This is a genomic window from Terrabacter koreensis, from assembly GCF_054783315.1.
On record NZ_BAAGQU010000004.1, the window covers coordinates 1,897,601 to 1,913,723 of the forward strand.

General features: G+C 72.0%; 16 protein-coding genes and 1 riboswitch. Of the genes, 13 read left to right on the forward strand and 3 right to left on the reverse strand.

The window, feature by feature from the left end:
* From ACYVNR_RS11620 to ACYVNR_RS11655, 8 genes are all read left to right on the forward strand, one after another.
* Positions 1-933 (forward strand): DUF881 domain-containing protein, encoded by a 933-nt coding sequence (locus ACYVNR_RS11620; protein WP_461048195.1) that lies wholly within the window; start codon positions 1-3, stop codon positions 931-933.
* Positions 934-1,110: 177 nt separating this feature from the next.
* Positions 1,111-1,500, forward strand: coding sequence for a glycine cleavage system protein GcvH (gene gcvH / locus ACYVNR_RS11625; protein ID WP_045187993.1), 390 nt, complete (start codon positions 1,111-1,113; stop codon positions 1,498-1,500).
* Between the two features lie 98 nt (positions 1,501-1,598).
* Complete coding sequence (locus ACYVNR_RS11630) at positions 1,599-2,063, forward strand: FHA domain-containing protein (protein ID WP_045187995.1); 465 nt, start codon at positions 1,599-1,601, stop codon at positions 2,061-2,063.
* A complete protein-coding gene (ftsR, locus tag ACYVNR_RS11635; protein WP_461048196.1) occupies positions 2,060-2,809 on the forward strand; it encodes a transcriptional regulator FtsR in 750 nt (249 codons plus the stop codon). The genes ACYVNR_RS11630 and ftsR overlap by 4 nt, the downstream gene beginning before the upstream one ends.
* A gap of 40 nt (positions 2,810-2,849) precedes the next feature.
* A complete protein-coding gene (locus ACYVNR_RS11640; RefSeq protein WP_045187997.1) occupies positions 2,850-3,377 on the forward strand; it encodes a bifunctional nuclease family protein in 528 nt (175 codons plus the stop codon).
* A 225-nt stretch (positions 3,378-3,602) separates the two neighbouring features.
* Positions 3,603-4,184 (forward strand): MerR family transcriptional regulator, encoded by a 582-nt coding sequence (locus ACYVNR_RS11645; protein WP_045188000.1) that lies wholly within the window; start codon positions 3,603-3,605, stop codon positions 4,182-4,184.
* Positions 4,185-4,307: 123 nt separating this feature from the next.
* Positions 4,308-4,406: riboswitch (glycine riboswitch) on the forward strand.
* Positions 4,407-4,484: 78 nt separating this feature from the next.
* Positions 4,485-7,412, forward strand: a complete 2,928-nt coding sequence (gene gcvP / locus ACYVNR_RS11650; RefSeq protein ID WP_461048197.1) for an aminomethyl-transferring glycine dehydrogenase — start codon at positions 4,485-4,487, stop codon at positions 7,410-7,412.
* Positions 7,413-7,465: 53 nt separating this feature from the next.
* On the forward strand, positions 7,466-8,953 hold the full coding sequence (locus ACYVNR_RS11655; protein WP_045188002.1) for a glutamate--cysteine ligase family protein: 1,488 nt from the start codon (positions 7,466-7,468) through the stop codon (positions 8,951-8,953).
* Positions 8,954-9,037: 84 nt separating this feature from the next.
* On the opposite strand, the gene ACYVNR_RS11660 is transcribed toward ACYVNR_RS11655, so the two are convergent.
* Positions 9,038-9,664, reverse strand: a complete 627-nt coding sequence (locus ACYVNR_RS11660) for a histidine phosphatase family protein (protein WP_458802056.1) — start codon at positions 9,662-9,664, stop codon at positions 9,038-9,040.
* Positions 9,665-9,729: 65 nt separating this feature from the next.
* Here ACYVNR_RS11660 and ACYVNR_RS11665 point away from each other — a divergent pair, with 65 nt between their 5' ends.
* Together ACYVNR_RS11665 and ACYVNR_RS11670 are read left to right on the forward strand one after the other, a co-directional pair.
* Positions 9,730-10,611, forward strand: coding sequence for a PhzF family phenazine biosynthesis protein (locus ACYVNR_RS11665; RefSeq protein WP_461048198.1), 882 nt, complete (start codon positions 9,730-9,732; stop codon positions 10,609-10,611).
* Between the two features lie 35 nt (positions 10,612-10,646).
* Positions 10,647-11,186 carry a DUF1697 domain-containing protein gene (locus tag ACYVNR_RS11670; RefSeq protein ID WP_461048199.1) on the forward strand — a complete coding sequence of 180 codons (540 nt, stop codon included), beginning with the start codon at positions 10,647-10,649 and terminating at the stop codon, positions 11,184-11,186.
* An 8-nt stretch (positions 11,187-11,194) separates the two neighbouring features.
* Here the strand turns inward: ACYVNR_RS11670 and ACYVNR_RS11675 are convergent, their stop codons facing one another.
* Entirely contained in the window at positions 11,195-11,959 is a 765-nt protein-coding gene (locus tag ACYVNR_RS11675; protein WP_461048200.1) for a TrmH family RNA methyltransferase, read from the reverse strand.
* Positions 11,956-12,642, reverse strand: a complete 687-nt coding sequence (locus ACYVNR_RS11680; protein WP_461048201.1) for a VanW family protein — start codon at positions 12,640-12,642, stop codon at positions 11,956-11,958. Before ACYVNR_RS11680 ends, ACYVNR_RS11675 begins: the two co-directional genes overlap by 4 nt.
* Before the next feature lie 219 nt (positions 12,643-12,861).
* On the opposite strand from ACYVNR_RS11680, the gene ACYVNR_RS11685 reads away from it, so the two are divergent.
* The 3 genes from ACYVNR_RS11685 to ACYVNR_RS11695 all read left to right on the forward strand — a co-directional run bounded on the left by ACYVNR_RS11685 (position 12,862) and on the right by ACYVNR_RS11695 (position 16,116).
* Positions 12,862-14,043 carry an LLM class flavin-dependent oxidoreductase gene (locus ACYVNR_RS11685; protein WP_461048202.1) on the forward strand — a complete coding sequence of 394 codons (1,182 nt, stop codon included), beginning with the start codon at positions 12,862-12,864 and terminating at the stop codon, positions 14,041-14,043.
* Entirely contained in the window at positions 14,040-14,669 is a 630-nt protein-coding gene (locus ACYVNR_RS11690; RefSeq protein ID WP_461048203.1) for a CE1759 family FMN reductase, read from the forward strand. The genes ACYVNR_RS11685 and ACYVNR_RS11690 overlap by 4 nt, the downstream gene beginning before the upstream one ends.
* Before the next feature lie 85 nt (positions 14,670-14,754).
* Positions 14,755-16,116: an APC family permease gene (locus tag ACYVNR_RS11695; protein WP_461048204.1), complete on the forward strand. Its 1,362-nt coding sequence runs from the start codon at positions 14,755-14,757 to the stop codon at positions 16,114-16,116.
* The last annotated feature ends 7 nt before the right edge of the window (positions 16,117-16,123 follow it).

The following is a 16,123-nucleotide window of genomic DNA, read 5'->3' on the forward strand; positions in this document are numbered from 1 at the left end:
ATGGCCGACCGCGAGGAGGAGAAGGACACCGGCCCCGCTGGGACCGGATCCGTCGAGGTGCCTGCCGAGACGGCGGAACGAGCCTCCGCGCTCGAGGACGACCTGCCCGAGGCGACGCCGCCGCGACCCGTCTTCGGCACGGCCGTCGACGACGGCGCCGACCCTGACTTCACCTCGCCCGAAGCCCGTGAGCTCGTGACCGCGCGGCCGCCCGTCGAGGGCCGGGACGCCTGGGGGCGCCTGTTCAAGATGAGCCGGCCCCGAGCCACGCGCGCCAACCTGCTGGCGGCGCTGCTCGCCGTCCTGCTCGGTGCGGGCATCGCCGCCCAGGTGCAGCTGACCAACCAGCGCGGGCTGGACGAGCTGAGCCAGTCCGACCTCATCCGCGTGCTCGACGACGTCTCCGCCCGCTCGTCCCGCCTCGACCAGCAGGTCCGCGAGCTCGAGGCCACCCGAGACCGCCTCAAGAGCGGCACCGGCACCGCCGGTGAGGCGCTCGAGCAGGCCCAGAAGCGCGTCGACACGCTCGGCATCCTCGCCGGCACCATCGCGACCAAGGGCCCGGGCATCACGCTGCGCCTCACCGACCCGGACCGGCAGGTCAACGGCCCGATCGTGCTCGACCTCATCCAGGAGCTGCGCGACGCCGGCGCGGAGTCGATCGACGTCGGCGGGGTCCGCGTCGTCGCGTCGACGTTCATCGGCGACCGCAACGGCGAGCTCGTCGTCGACGGCACGCAGGTGAGCCGCCCACTCGTGGTCAAGGTCATCGGCGACTCGAAGACGCTCTCGTCGGCCATGACGATCCCGGGTGGCATCGTCGAGACGGTGCGCCAGAAGGGCGCCAACGCCACCATCACCGAGTCGAGCCTCGTGGAGATCACCTCCCTGCACCGGCCCACCGAGATGACCCACGCCAAACCGGTCGAGTGACCACCCCGGCGTGACGGCCGTCGCGGCGAGATCACCGCGACTCGCTGACCGCACCTCCTGCGCGCGCGCCACGGGCATGGCATCCTCTCAGGTGCCGGCGCATCCACGTCGGCACCGGCGCCGCGAAGCCACCGCAGCCACCCGGCCCCTTCGGGCCGCCCATCGACAAGGAGCGACATGACCGACCTGGACTACCCCTCCGACCTGCGCTACACCAGCGACCACGAGTGGGTCCGCGTCGGCGACGACGGTGTGGTCCGCATCGGCATCACCTCGTTCGCCCAGGACGCCCTCGGCGACGTCGTCTACGTCTCCCTCCCGGCTGTCGGCGACACCGTCACTCCCGGCGACTCCTGCGGCGAGGTCGAGTCCACCAAGTCCGTGAGCGACGTCTACGCGCCGCTCGAGGGCGAGGTCACGGCCACGAACGAGGCCCTCGACGCCTCGCCCGAGCTGATCAACTCCGACCCGTACGGCGAGGGCTGGATGTTCGAGATGCGTCTCGCCGACGCGTCCGCGGTCGACTCCCTGATGGATGCCTCGGCCTACACCGCGTCCCTGTCCTGACCCACCGCACGGGCCACCGACCCGGGCAGGCTCTCGCCGTGCCCGGGTCAACTAGAGTGGTCTGACCCCGATCCGCCCGCACCACAGAGGAGGACCGCATGTCGAGCGACCTGCCCGACCCCGACGACATGAACGTCGAACCCCGCACCATGCGGTTCCAAGGCGTCCCAGCCCAGGAGAGCCCCGAGACCGCATCCCCTCGTGGGCTCAGCGCCGAGGACTCCGCGACGATCGACGCCCTTCGCCCGGGCACGGCTCTGCTCGTCGTGCTCCGTGGTCCCAACACCGGCGCCCGGTTCCTGCTCGACGACCAGGAGGTCGCCGCAGGCCGGCACCCCGACTCCGACATCTTCCTCGACGACGTCACGGTGTCGCGCAAGCACGCGACCTTCGTCGCCCGCGGTGGCGGCTACACCGTGCGCGACTCCGGCTCCCTGAACGGCACCTACGTCAACCGCGAGCGCATCGACGAGGCGCCGCTGCACCAGGGCGACGAGGTCCAGATCGGCAAGTTCCGTCTCGTCTACTACTCGTCCGGGGCGCCCCAGCACTCTGCATCATGACCGCAGGCACGGCCGAGGGCCCTGCCGTGACGGCCGGTGAGGGCGAGGAGGTCACGTCCGTCCCGCGCCGGCTCACGATCGGGAAGGTCCTCGCCGCGCTCTCCGGGGACTTTCCCGACGTCACGGCGTCCAAGATCCGCTTCCTCGAGGCCGAGGGTCTCGTGCTGCCGCACCGCACGGCCTCCGGCTACCGCACGTACTCCGACGACGACGTGCGCCGGCTCCGCTACGTGCTGGCTGCCCAGCGCGACCGCTACTGGCCGCTCAAGGTCATCCGTGAGGCCCTCGACGCCCTCGACCGCGGGCTGTCCGACCCGGGCGACGACCACGACGGCCGCCCCCGCCCACCGGCGCCGACGCCCGACCCCGACGTGCCCGGCCCCGAGGCGCTGGTCGGTCACCGCGACGTCTCCCTGACGGGTCCGGAGCTGCGAGAGGCGACCGGCATCGACCGCGAGACCATGCACGCCCTCGAGACCTACGGGCTGCTGCAGCCCGACGCCAACGGCCGGTTCGGACACGAGTCCCTGGCCGTCGCCGCGGCGGCGCAGGCGCTGGCCTCGCACGGCCTCGAGGCGCGACACCTCAGGCCGTTCCGCACGGCCGCCGACCGCGAGATCGGGCTCGTGCAGCAGGTCCTGGCGACACGCCGGGGGAGCGGACCCGCAGAGGAGCGCGCGGCCGAGATCGCCTCTGCCTGCATCGCGCTCCACGTCGCGCTGGTCCGGGCAGGCCTCCCGCACTGAGCCCGTCCCGACTCCTCCGAGCGCGGGGTACGGTGGAGGAGTGAGAGAGGTCGATGTCCTGGGCGTCCGAGTCGAGATGCCCACGAACCAGCCGATCGTCCTGCTGCGCGAGAGGGACGGCGGCCGCTACCTGCCGATCTGGATCGGTGCCGCCGAGGCCGCGGCCATCACGTATGCCCAGCAGGGAGTGGTGCCCCCGCGGCCGCTGACGCACGACCTGATGCGCGACCTGCTCGCCGTGCTGGGCCACGAGCTCACCGAGGTGCGCATCGTGGCCCTCAAGGACTCCGTGTTCCACGCTGCGCTCATCATCGACGGCAAGTCCGAGATCAGCTCCCGAGCGAGCGACGCCATCGCGCTCGCCCTGCGCACCGGCTCCAAGGTGCTCGTCGAGTCCTCGATCCTCGACGAGGCGGCCATCGTCGTCTCCTCCGAGGAGGACGACGAGGTGGAGCGCTTCAAGGAGTTCCTCGACCACGTCTCGGCGGAGGACTTCGAGGGCGAGCCCGGCGACCAGCCGGGCGACCGCCCCGGTGACGCGCCCGACCTGCCGGACCGGCCCGACTGAACGATCGGCCAGGCACGCGGACGAGCCGTACCCGACCACTCTCACCTTCAACACGAAGGTGAGAGTTTGTCGCGATGGTCCGACACGCCGTCGCGCGAGCACTCGTGGTGATTGACCGGGACGGACGCTCGGCCTACCGTCGGAGAACGACGTGATTGTAGTTATCTGCATGTCGTCTGGGGGCACGCACCGCGCGGCCCGCAGCCTGAGCAGGAGGAGGACGGCATGGCCGCCATCGAGGACGCGCGTGACGCTGGTCGGGCACTGCCCGTCGGGTCGCAGGGCCTGCTGTTCACCGACGACCTGCCCGAGCTCGCCGAGGACTCCGGCTACCGGGGGCCGACGGCGTGCAAGGCGGCCGGCATCACCTACCGCCAGCTCGACTACTGGGCCCGCACCGGCCTCGTCGAGCCGTCCGTGCGCAGCGCCACCGGCTCCGGCACGCAGCGCCTCTACGGCTTCCGCGACATCCTCGTGCTCAAGGTCGTCAAGCGCCTGCTCGACACCGGGGTGTCCCTCCAGCAGATCCGTGTCGCCATCGGCCACCTGCGCGAGCGCGGGGTCGAGGACCTCGCCCAGATCACGCTCATGAGCGACGGCGCCTCGGTCTACGAGTGCACGTCGGCCGACGAGGTCATCGACCTCGTCCAGGGCGGCCAGGGCGTCTTCGGCATCGCCGTGGGTCGCGTGTGGCGTGAGGTCGAGGGCGAGCTCGCGCAGCTGCCCAGCGAGCGCGCCGAGGACCTGCCGGCCGAGCACCCCGACGACGAGCTCACCGCGCGCCGTCAGGCCCGCCGCATGGCCTGAGGTCGGCGGTCGCCGCCAAGGCCCAGCCAGACCACCACGTTCGACGGCCCGACCGGCAGTTCCGGTCGGGCCGTCGGCGTGCCGCCACCACATCGGGCTGCTGGTAGATTTAGCGGTGCCGATCGACCCTGCGTGGGAGAGTCCTCGGGGTGCGAGCACCTGCGAGGCGCCGAAGGGGCAACATCCCCGGAACCTCTCAGGCGCCAGGACCATGCGGGCGAGGCAACTCTGGAGGCACCGCGCGGTGCTCGACAGACGGGGAGCGTGTGTCGTCCGCTCGAATCCCGCCAGGAGCCCCGCATGTCGATCGACCAGCTCGTCCCCGTGACCACCGGAGCGTCCAGCGCGACGCCGATGGCCGACTTCGTCAGCCGCCACGTGGGCCCGGCCGGTGACGACGTGCGCCGCATGCTCGAGGTGGTCGGGCAGCCGAGCCTCGATGCGATGTGCGACCGCGCCATCCCGGGCGCGATCCGCTCGGAGTCGCCGCTGCGCGTGCAGGCCGCCCCCAGCGAGAGCGCCGTCATCGACGAGCTGCGCGGGTTCGCCTCGCGCAACACCGTGCTCACCTCGCTGATCGGCCTCGGCTACTACGGCACCGTCACGCCTCCGGTCGTGCGCCGCAACGTCCTCGAGAACCCCGCCTGGTACACCGCCTACACGCCCTACCAGCCCGAGATCTCGCAGGGCCGCCTCGAGGCGCTGCTCAACTTCCAGACGGTCGTCACCGACCTCACGGGCCTCGACGTCGCCGGCTCCTCCCTGCTCGACGAGGGCACCGCGGCCGCGGAGGCGATGTCGCTGATGCGTCGCGCGAGCCGCGCCGCTGCCGACGCGGTCGTGCTCGTCGACGAGCGCCTGTTCCCGCAGACGATCGCCGTCATGCGCACGCGCGCGGAGGCCATCGGCCTGCCGGTCGTGGTCACCGACCTGCGCGGCGTCGCCGACGCCGAGTCGCTCGCGACGGCCGGGGGAGGCAAGGACGTGGTGGGCGCGATGGTGCAGTACCCCGACGCGTCGGGCGAGCTCGTCGACTGGGCCCCCCTCACCGCCGCCGTCCACGAGGCCAAGGGCCTGGTCACCGCGTGCGCCGACCTGCTGGCGCTCACGCTCGCGGCCGCCCCGGGCGAGTGGGGCGCCGACATCGCCGTCGGCAGTGCCCAGCGCTTCGGCGTGCCGATGGGCTTCGGCGGCCCGCACGCCGGCTACATGGCCGTGCACCGCGGGCTCGAGCGCCAGATCCCGGGCCGGCTCGTGGGCGTCTCCGTCGACGCCGAGGGCCACCAGGCCTATCGCCTCGCGCTCCAGACCCGCGAGCAGCACATCCGCCGCGAGAAGGCGACCTCCAACATCTGCACCGCCCAGGTGCTCCTCGCCGTGATGGCGAGCATGTATGCCGTCTGGCACGGTCCCACGGGCCTCACCACGATCGCGCGCCGCGTCACGGGCCTCACGGCCGGCCTGCGGGAGGCGCTCGTCGCCGGTGGGGTCGACGTCGAGACGGCCGCCTTCTTCGACACCCTCACGCTCGTCGTGCCGGGCCGCGCCGACGAGGTGACGGGCGTGTTCGCCGACCGCGGGATGAACCTGCGCCGGGTCGACGCCGACCGGGTCTCCCTGAGCCTCGACGAGACCTCCTCGCCGGCAACGGTGTTCGCGATCCTCGACGCGCTGGGCGTGACCGTGTCCGACGAGACGAAGGCGGAGCTCGGCGCACCCGAGGGCAACGGCGTGCCGGCGGCGCTCACGCGTACGTCGGACTTCCTGACCCACCCCGTCTTCCACGCGCACCACTCCGAGACGGCGATGCTGCGCTACCTGCGTCGTCTCTCCGACCGCGACTTCGCCCTCGACCGCGGCATGATCCCCCTGGGGTCGTGCACGATGAAGCTCAACGCCACCACCGAGATGGAGGCAGTCACCTGGCCCGAGTTCGCGAACCTCCACCCGTTCGCGCCGGCCGACCAGACCGAGGGCATCCGCGGCCTCATCGACGACCTCGCCGCGTGGCTGTGCGAGATCACCGGCTACGACGCCGTGTCGCTGCAGCCGAACGCCGGCTCGCAGGGCGAGTTCGCCGGCCTCCTCGCGATCCACGCCTACCACCAGGCGAACGGCGAGGGGCACCGCCGCATCTGCCTCATCCCGGCGAGCGCGCACGGCACCAACGCCGCCTCGGCCGTCATGGCCGGGCTCAAGGTCGTCGTCGTCAAGACGGCCGCCGGCGGCACCGTCGACATGGACGACCTGCGCGCCAAGATCGAGGCGCACCGCGACGACCTCGCCGCGATCATGGTGACCTACCCGTCGACGCACGGCGTCTACGAGGACACCATCACCGAGCTCTGCGAGCTCGTCCACGAGGCCGGCGGCCAGGTCTACGTCGACGGCGCCAACCTCAACGCCCTCGTCGGTCTTGCCCAGCCGGGCAAGTTCGGCGCCGACGTCAGCCACCTCAACCTGCACAAGACGTTCTGCATCCCGCACGGCGGCGGTGGCCCCGGTGTGGGCCCGGTCGCCGTTCGTGCCCACCTCGCCCCGCACCTGCCCAACCACCCGCTCGCGCCGGAGGCCGGCCCCGAGAACGGCGTCGGCCCGGTCTCCGCGGCCCCCTTCGGCTCGGCGAGCATCCTGCCGATCTCGTGGGCGTACGTGCGCCTCATGGGCGGCGACGGCCTGCGCCACGCCACCCAGATGGCTGTCCTCGGTGCCAACTACATCGCGGCCCGCCTGCGCGACCACTACCCGGTGCTCTACTCCGGCCACGACGGGCTGGTCGCCCACGAGTGCATCCTCGACGTCCGGCAGATCACGGCCGAGACGGGCGTGACCGTCGACGACATCGCCAAGCGACTCATCGACTACGGCTTCCACGCGCCGACGATGAGCTTCCCCGTCGCGGGCACGCTCATGGTCGAGCCCACCGAGTCCGAGAACCTCTACGAGCTCGACCGCTTCTGCGACGCCATGATCGCGATCCGCGAGGAGATCGAGGCGATCCGGGCGGGCGAGGTCGCGGTCGGGGACAGCATGCTGCGTCACGCCCCGCACACCGCCCTCAACATCGCGGGGGAGTGGAACCACCCGTACGAGCGCACCGAGGCCGCCTTCCCGGTGGGCATCGAGGCCGCCGACAAGTACTGGCCCCCGGTCAGCCGCATCGACGGTGCCTACGGCGACCGCAACCTCGTCTGCTCCTGCCCGCCGCCGGAGGCGTTCGAGGGCTGAACTCGCCGGGCGCTTTCCTCGCGCCGGGACACCGGATGTGGTTGTCTCGGCACGTGGGAGCCGACGTCGAACAGGCCAGGTACACACGCGAGCAGCGGCAGCAGTACCGCGAGAAGGTGCGCCGCGACCTCGACGTGTTCGAACGGATGCTCGGCAAGAGTGAGTTCGAGTTCGACCGTCCCATGACGGGCCTCGAGATCGAGCTCAACCTCGTCAACGAGGACCTCGGTCCGAAGCTCGACAACAAGTCGGTGCTCGAGCAGATCGCCGACGAGGACTACCAGACCGAGCTGGCGCGCTACAACATCGAGCTCAACGTGCACCCGAGGCCGCTGCCCGGCGACTCGGCGATCGAGCTCGAGGGCCTGCTGCGTGAGTCGCTCAACCGCGCGTCCGAGAAGGCGGCCGAGCTGCACACCGGCATCGTGGCGATCGGCATCCTGCCCACCGTCATGCCCGAGCACTTCGAGGGCGACTGGATCAGCGAGAACATCCGCTACGCCGCGCTCAACAACGCGGTGCTCGACGCCCGCGGCGAGGACGTCTGGCTCGAGCTCGAGGGGCCGACGGGCGAACGGATCGCCCGCTACTCCGACAGCCTCGCGCCCGAGTCGGCGTGCACCTCGATCCAGCTGCACCTGCAGGTTCAGCCCGAGCGCTTCGCCGACCACTGGAACGCCGCGCAGGTGCTCGCCGGACCGCAGCTCGCGCTCGGCGCCAACTCTCCGTTCTTCCTCGGCCAACGGCTCTGGGCCGAGACCCGCATCCCGCTCTTCACGCAGGCGACCGACACTCGCTCGGTCGAGCTGAAGAACCAGGGGGTGCGCCCACGGGTGTGGTTCGGAGAGCGCTGGATCACCTCGATCTTCGACCTCTTCGAGGAGAACGTCCGCTACTTCCCGGCGCTGCTGCCCGAGCTCTACGACGAGGAGCCCGAGGAGGTCTTCGAGCGTGGCGAGGTGCCCGAGCTCAAGGAGCTCCGGCTCCACAACGGCACCGTCTACCGCTGGAACCGCCCGATCTACGACATCGTCGGTGGCCGACCGCACCTGAGGGTCGAGAACCGCGTGCTCCCCGCCGGCCCGAGCATCGTCGACGTACTGGCCAACGCGGCCTTCTACTACGGCACGATGCGCGTGCTCGCCGAGGAGGACCGACCGGTCTGGACCCGGATGAGCTTCTCAGCGGCCGAGTCCAACTTCGAGGAGGGCGCGCGGCTCGGCATCGACGCCCGCACCTACTGGCCCGGCTTCGGCGACGTGCCGGCCAGCGAGCTCGTGCTGCGCCGGCTGCTGCCGATGGCGCACGAGGGCCTCGAGCGGTGGGGCGTGTCCGCGGCGGTGCGCGACCGGTTCCTCTCCGTCATCGAGCAGCGCTGCATCCTCGGGGTCAACGGCGCCTCGTGGCAGACCGAGTGCGTGGCCCGGCTCGAGGCGCAGGGGCTCACCCGCGACAAGGCGCTGCGCGAGATGCTCAGGCGCTACATCGAGGGCATGAGCGCCAACCAGCCCGTGCACACGTGGGAGCTGCCCCGCGACTGACGCGGGCGACCTCGCGCCACAGCGCAGGCCACGTATGCCGCGTGGTGGCGCGACGGCATACCTGGGCGGCGTCGTGTGGGCGCCTCAGTCGGTGAGCAGGCGCCAGGGGGAGAGGTTGAACATCCCGATGCAGCGGGTCGACCGGTGGTGCGTCAGCACGCTCATCGACCCTGCGTCGAGGACGAGGTGCTGGCCGAACCTCGGGTCGAGACCGAGGTAGGTGGCCGTGAGCACGCGCAGCGCGTGCCCGTGGCCGAAGAGCGCCACGTCGCCGTGCTCGAGGTCGGGCCACACCTTGTCGATGACCTGCTGCGCCCGCTCGGCCACCTGCTCGACGGTCTCGCCCGGGGTCTCGCCCGGCGCGACCCCGTCGACGAAGACCTCCCACGGGTGGCCGATCTCGGCGCTGATCTGCTTCGTCGTGACTCCCTCGTACGCGCCGTAGTCCCACTCGCGCAGCAGCGGCTCGACCTCGAAGTCGCCGAGCCCGGCCAGCTCGGCCGTGCGCTTGGCGCGCTGCAGCGGCGAGACGAGCACCCGCTCGAAGGTGTGCTTGCGCAGCACGTCGGCGAGCTCGCGCGCGGCGGCCTCGCCCTCGGGGAGCAGCGGCAGGTCGGTGGTGCCGGTGTGCTGGCCGCTCAGCGACCACTCGGTCTCGCCGTGCCGGAAGAGGTAGATGTTGCCCGGGTAGATGCCGTCGGGGGAGGCCATACCGGTCATCAAACCACCTGGACCCGATGCCGTCCCCCGACGACGGGACTGCGAGACTCCCGGGCATGGAGCTGCCCTTTCGCATCGTCAACGTGTTCGGCATCGACGGGAACCCGTTCTCGGGCAACGCCCTCGGCGTCTTCGAGGCGACCTCGGGCGTGGACGACGCCGAGATGCAGGCGTGGGCCCGACAGTTCAACCTCAGCGAGGTGACCTTCGTCGTCGACGACTCCGCGACGCCCACCGGGGGGCCCGCGCACGCGTCGGTGCGCATCTTCACAGCCACCTACGAGATGCCCTTCGCCGGTCACCCGACGCTCGGCACGGCACACGTGGTGGCCGACACCGCCACCGCACGGTCCGGCGCGACCGTCGACGACGTGGTCCTCACCATGCCGGCGGGCGACATCCCGGTGCGGCGCACCGCAGACGGGTGGCAGCTGCGGGCCAACCCGCCACAGCACCGCGACGTGACGGCCACTCCGGGGCAGGTGGCGGCGGCGCTCGGCGTGCCCGTCGACGCCCTCGTCGAGGGGGCGACGCAGTGGGTCAGCTGCGGCGTGGAGTCGCTCATCGTGCAGGTCGACGACCTCGCCGCGCTGCGGGCGGCCGCTCCGAGTCCCGCCCTCATGCACGAGCACCTCGCCATGCCCGGGCGTCCGCCGCACGCCTACCTCTGGTGCTGGACCGGGACCGGCACCATCGAGGCGCGGATGTTCGCTGCTGCCGGAGCCGCCCTCGAGGAGGACCCGGCGACGGGCTCCGCCTGCAGCAGCCTCGGCGGCTGGTTCGTGGGCCAGCAGCGCACCGGCTTCGAGGTCGTCGTGTCGCAGGGCGCACAGACCGGCCGGCCGTCCCGGCTCGTCCTCACGGTCGACACCGATGCGACGATCCGCGTCGCGGGGCGGGTCGCCGACGTCGGGTCGGGCGTCGTGTCGCGCGGCTGAGCCGGTCGCCGGGCCTCCTGTGCGACGATCGGCGCGTGCCGACCTACATCGGGTTCCTCCGTGCCGTGAACGTGGGCAAGCGTCAGGTGAAGATGGCCGCCCTGCGTGCGCTGCTCGAGGCCGAGGGCTACGAGGACGTCGAGACCCACATCCAGAGCGGCAACCTCAAGGTGCGGTCGGCGACCCGCAGCGCGGCCACGGTGGAGGCGGACCTCCGCCGCGCCATCAGCGCGGAGTTCGGCTTCGACGTGCCGGTGGTCGTCCGCACCCCGGCCCAGCTGCGCAGTCTCGCCGACGAGGCGGAGGCCCTGGAGTCGCCGATCGCCGACGACGCGAAGCGCTACGTGACCTTCATGACCGGTGACCTGGCGGCCGACGGGGTCAAGGCGCTGCACGAGTGGGACGTCGCCACCGAGGGCGCCCGGGTGGTCGGCAGCGACGTCGTGCTGTTCCTGTCCGACGGCGTGCAGGGTGCCAAGCTCACGAACGCCCGCATCGAGAAGCTGACCGGGGCCGTGGGCACGGCCCGCAACATCACAGTGGTGCGCGCGCTCGCCGACAAGTGGGGCGGCTGAGCGCCGTCTCAGAGGCGGGAACGGCGCACGAGCTCGAAGCAGACGACGGCGGCGGCCGCCGACACGTTGAGCGACTCCACCCCCGCCGCCATGGGGATGGAGACCCACGTGTCGACGAGCTCGGCGACATCGGGGGAGAGCCCCGCCGTCTCGCTGCCGAGGACGAAGGCGACCGGCTCGGGCAGGTGGGCCGAGAACAGGTCGTCGTCGCCGCCGGCATCGAGGCCCACCACGTGGAAGCCGACAGCCTTGAGAGCCCCCACGGCCTCTGCCGCGGTGAAGGCCTTGAGGATCGGCGCCCGGAAGGCGACCCCGGCCGAGGCCTTGACGACGAGCGGGTCGATCGAGGCGACGCCCCGGCGCGGCACGACGACGCCGTCCACGCCGGCCGCCGTGGCCGAGCGCAGGATCATGCCGACGTTCGCAGGGGTCGTGACGCCGTCGAGCACCAGCACGGTCCGGAGCCCGGCCGCCCCGTCGGCTGCGAGGGCCGCCTCGAGCGGTCGCATGCGGGGCGCCACAACGTCGGCGAACACGCCCTGGTCCTGGCGCCCGTTGCCGGCGAGCTTCTTGACCCGCTCGGCGCTCGCGTACTGCACGTCGACGCGGCGCCGCCGCGCGGCCTGCTGGATCTCACGCAGGCCGGACCCGCGCGCGCCTTCGGCGATGACGACCTTGTCGACGTGGAGGTCGTCGTCGAGGAGCACCTCGTGGACCGGGTTGCGGCCGTAGACCGTGATGAAGCGGTCCTTGGGGGAGATCTCGTCGGTCACGCGGTCAGGATGTCATGCCGGGTGCGCTGCGGGGCCAGGCGTAGGTCGATGACGGGGCCGGTGGGCTCGTAGCGCACGAGCGCGCAGTTGCGCTTGAGCAGCTCCTTGCCGACGGTACGGCCCGTGCGCTTGTCGATGACCGTGCGCCAGATCTCGTTGCGGCGGAAGATGTCGGTGCCCGAGCGGATGAACTGCTCGTCGCGAGCCTCCACCGTGTACGAGTGGGCGGCCGGGGCGTCCGAGCGCAGCTCGCCCTGGAGGTGACGGGGGCCGACGCCGACGAGCAGCTGGAACGTGGAGGTGGTGTCGTTGCGCACGACGAGGTCGACGTAGTTGTAGACGATGGAGCACCCCACGCCCCAGGGCAACGCGCGCGCCTTGTCAGGGAACGGGTCGAAGGAGTGCTCGGACCGCTCGAGCACGGTGAGCTCGCTGTGCAGGAACATCCAGTGCAGCAGGTTGGCCAGCTGGCAGATGCCGCCGCCGACCCCGGCCCGGGCCTGCCCGTTGGACAGCCGCATGCCCTCGACGTAGCCGCGACGGCGCGTGCAGCTTCCGACCACCTTGTTGAACGAGAAGGTCTCGCCGGGCCGGATGACCAGGGCGTCGACGCGCTTCGATGCCAGGCGGAGGTTGACGACCTTGCCCCGCTGCAGGTGCATCTCGTCGGCAGACAGCTGCATGGGACTGTCCTGGTTCTCGTTCGGAAGGCCCCGGCGCCCCTGTGGCAGCCGGCTACCCGTGACGATGCTCGGCAGGGGGTGAAAGTTGCCGAGGTTGCCGAGATGTGACCTGCCTGCCCGTCGCTCGCCTGCCCCTTCGCCCGCCGGCCGTCGGGAATGGACAAGGGGGTCACGGCGTTCGGTATGATTGAATCGTCAATCACTTAGGAGTTGGGACACATGCAGTTCGGCATCTTCACCGTTGGCGACGTCACCACCGACCCGACGACGGGCCGCACGCCGACCGAGAACGAGCGCATCAGGGCCACGGTCGCCATCGCGAAGAAGGCGGAGGAGGTCGGTCTCGACGTCTTCGCCACGGGTGAGCACCACAACCCGCCCTTCGCCGCCCCGGCCAACCCGCCCGTCCTGCTCGCGGCCATCGCCGCGCAGACCGAGCGCCTCGTGCTGTCGACCTCGACGACCCTCATCACGACGAACGACCCCGTGCGCCTCGCCCAGGACTACGCGTACCTCCAGCACCTCAGTGACGGGCGCATGGACCTCATGCTCGGCCGCGGGAACACCGGCCCGGTCTACCCGTGGTTCGGCAAGGACATCCGCGAGGGCATCCCGCTCGCCGTCGAGAACTACGCCCTGCTGCACCGGCTGTGGCGCGAGGACGTCGTCGACTGGCAGGGGAAGTACCGCACGCCACTCCAGGGCTTCACCTCGACGCCGCGCCCGCTCGACGGGGTGCCGCCGTTCGTGTGGCACGGCTCGATCCGCAGCCCCGAGATCGCCGAGCAGGCCGCGTACTACGGTGACGGCTTCTTCTCCAACCACATCTTCTGGCCGGCCAGCCACACGAAGCAGATGGTGCAGCTCTACCGCCGCCGCTTCGAGCACTACGGCCACGGGAAGGCCGACCAGGCCATCGTGGGCCTCGGCGGGCAGATCTTCATGCGGAAGAACAGCCAGGACGCCGTGCGCGAGTTCCGGCCCTACTTCGACAACGCCCCGGTCTACGGCCACGGCCCCTCCCTCGAGGAGTTCACGAGCCAGACGCCGCTCACCGTCGGCAGCCCGCAGGAGGTCATCGAGCGCACCCTCGGCTTCCGCGACTACGTCGGCGACTACCAGCGCCAGCTGTGGCTCGTCGACCACGCAGGCCTGCCGCTCAAGACCGTGCTCGAGCAGCTCGACATCCTCGGCGAGGAGGTCGTCCCCGTGCTCCGCAAGGAGTTCGCCGCCCTCAAGCCCGCGCACGTGCCGGACGCCCCGACCCACGCGAGCCGCGTCGCGGCAGCGGGAGGGGCGCACGACACCACGGTGTACGCCGGCGGTGACGACGTCACCGGAGCGTCGCCCGACCCCAGAGGCACGACCGTCAGCACGAGCACCCTGGAGGTGACCACGTGACCACGCAGACCCCCTTCCACCTCGCCGTCATCACCGCCGGCGTGACCGAGCCGTCGTCGACGCGGCTGCTCGCCGACCGCCTGACGGAGTCGACCGTGCGCGCCCTCGCCGGCCACGACGCCGGTGAGGTCGTCGTCGAGGTCGTCGACGTGCGGGACGTCGCCCACGACGTGACGAACAACGTGCTCACGGGCTTCGCGTCCCCCGAGCTGCAGGTGCGGCTCGACGCCATCGCCGAGGCCGACGCCCTGGTGGTCGCGACCCCGATCTACGCCGCGTCCTACAGCGGCCTCTTCAAGATGCTCGTCGACGTGCTACCGAAGGACGCCCTGCGCGACACCCCGGTGCTGCTCGGCGCGACGGGCGGCACCGCCCGCCACTCGCTGGCGATCGACCACGCGCTGCGGCCGCTCTTCGCGCACCTCGGCGCCCTCGTGGCCCCCGTCGCGGTCTTCGCCGCCAGCGAGGACTGGGGGAGCGTGGACGCCGGCCGTCTGGGGGAGCGCATCGACCGCGCCGGCCGCTCGTTCGCCGCGCTCGTCGTGGGAAGCCCCCGCGAGGCTCGGGTCGACCCCTTCGAGGACGTGACGCCGTTCGCGTCCCTGCTGAGCGACCTGCACGCCTGACCCCGGTCGTCCCGGCCACCCTCGTCGCCGTCGCCCCGTAAGACCGATCAGGTCCTGCGGGGCGACGCGCGGCAGACTCGGGGCCATGACCGGATCCCACGGCAGCGCCCCGCCGCTCGCGCGGCGCCTCACCACCGGACACGCCGTCGTCATCGGGGTCGGCTCCATGGTGGGCGCCGGTCTCTTCACGGCCTTCGGGCCCGCAGCGGCCGCGGCCGGCGGCTGGCTGCTCGGCGCACTCGCCGTCGCCGCGCTCATCGCCTTCTGCAACGCGACATCCTCCGCCCAGCTCGCGGCGCAGTACCCGACCTCCGGTGGCACGTACGTCTACGGCCGCGAACGCCTCGGACCCTGGTGGGGCTTCGTCGCCGGGTGGGGCTTCGTCATCGGCAAGACGGCGAGCTGCGCCGCGATGGCGCTCGCCTTCGCGGCCTACGTCGCCCCGCCCGGGTGGGAGCGTTTCGTCGGTGTCGCAGCCGTGGTCACGCTCACCGCGGTGAACTACCGCGGCATCACGCGTACGGCACGGCTCACCATGGTGATCGTCACCGGCGTCCTGGCCGCGCTCGTCGTCGTGGTCGTCGCACTCACCCTCACTCCCGGTGCCGACCGGACGGGCTCCGCAGTCGCACCGGCCGGCGGCGTCGCCGGCGTGCTCCAGGGCGCGGCCATCCTCTTCTTCGCCTTCGCGGGCTACGCGCGCATCGCCACCCTCGGCGAGGAGGTCGTCGACCCGGCCCGCACCATCCCGCGGGCCGTGCTCGGCGCGTTCGCGGTCGTCGTGCCGCTGTATGCCGTCACCGCGCTCGTCCTGGTCCGCTCGCTCGGCGTCCCAGCGCTCGCGGCGAGCGCCGCACCCTTGCGGTCCGCGGCCGACACGACCCCGTGGTCGTCGTGGCTCACGGTCGTCGTCGGGTTCGCCGCCGCGGCAGCGACGCTCGGTGCGCTCCTGGCCCTCGTCGCCGGTGTCGGCCGCACCACCCTGGCCATGGCCCGGGAGGGGGACCTGCCGCGCCGGCTCGCGGCCGTGCACGAGCGGTATGCCGTGCCGCACGTCGCCGAGGTCAGCGTCGCCGTCGTGGTGTGCGCCCTGGTGGTCCTCACCGACCTGCGCGGCGTCATCGGCTTCTCGTCGTTCGGCGTGCTCACCTACTACGCGGTGGCGAACGCTGCTGCCCTCACACAGGACCGCGCCCACCGTCGCTACCCTCGGGCCCTAGCAGCGCTCGGTGTCGTCGGCTGCGTGGCCCTCGCCTTCGCCGTGCCGTCCGGCTCGCTCGTCGCAGGCGTCGCCGTCCTGGCCGTGGGTCTCGTGGGTCGCCTCGTCGCCACCCGCGCACGGAACCGACGAGGCGGCACCGGCGGACCCGGCACCGACGGACCCGGCCCCGGCGGACGCGACACGCGGGGAGCGCTCCCCATGGACGGTGGCTCCGCGGCCTTCTAGCGTGAGG

Bases quoted from the DNA above. Each gene is read 5' to 3' on its own strand.
- ACYVNR_RS11620 (WP_461048195.1), top strand. From the start codon at position 1: ATGGCCGACCGCGAGGAGGAGAAGGACACCGGCCCCGCTGGGACCGGA.
- gcvH (WP_045187993.1), top strand. From the start codon at position 1,111: ATGACCGACCTGGACTACCCCTCCGACCTGCGCTACACCAGCGACCAC.
- ACYVNR_RS11630 (WP_045187995.1), top strand. From the start codon at position 1,599: ATGTCGAGCGACCTGCCCGACCCCGACGACATGAACGTCGAACCCCGC.
- ftsR (WP_461048196.1), top strand. From the start codon at position 2,060: ATGACCGCAGGCACGGCCGAGGGCCCTGCCGTGACGGCCGGTGAGGGC.
- ACYVNR_RS11645 (WP_045188000.1), top strand. From the start codon at position 3,603: ATGGCCGCCATCGAGGACGCGCGTGACGCTGGTCGGGCACTGCCCGTC.
- gcvP (WP_461048197.1), top strand. From the start codon at position 4,485: ATGTCGATCGACCAGCTCGTCCCCGTGACCACCGGAGCGTCCAGCGCG.
- ACYVNR_RS11660 (WP_458802056.1), bottom strand. From the start codon at position 9,664: ATGGCCTCCCCCGACGGCATCTACCCGGGCAACATCTACCTCTTCCGG.
- ACYVNR_RS11665 (WP_461048198.1), top strand. From the start codon at position 9,730: ATGGAGCTGCCCTTTCGCATCGTCAACGTGTTCGGCATCGACGGGAAC.
- ACYVNR_RS11680 (WP_461048201.1), bottom strand. From the start codon at position 12,642: ATGCAGCTGTCTGCCGACGAGATGCACCTGCAGCGGGGCAAGGTCGTC.
- ACYVNR_RS11685 (WP_461048202.1), top strand. From the start codon at position 12,862: ATGCAGTTCGGCATCTTCACCGTTGGCGACGTCACCACCGACCCGACG.
- ACYVNR_RS11695 (WP_461048204.1), top strand. From the start codon at position 14,755: ATGACCGGATCCCACGGCAGCGCCCCGCCGCTCGCGCGGCGCCTCACC.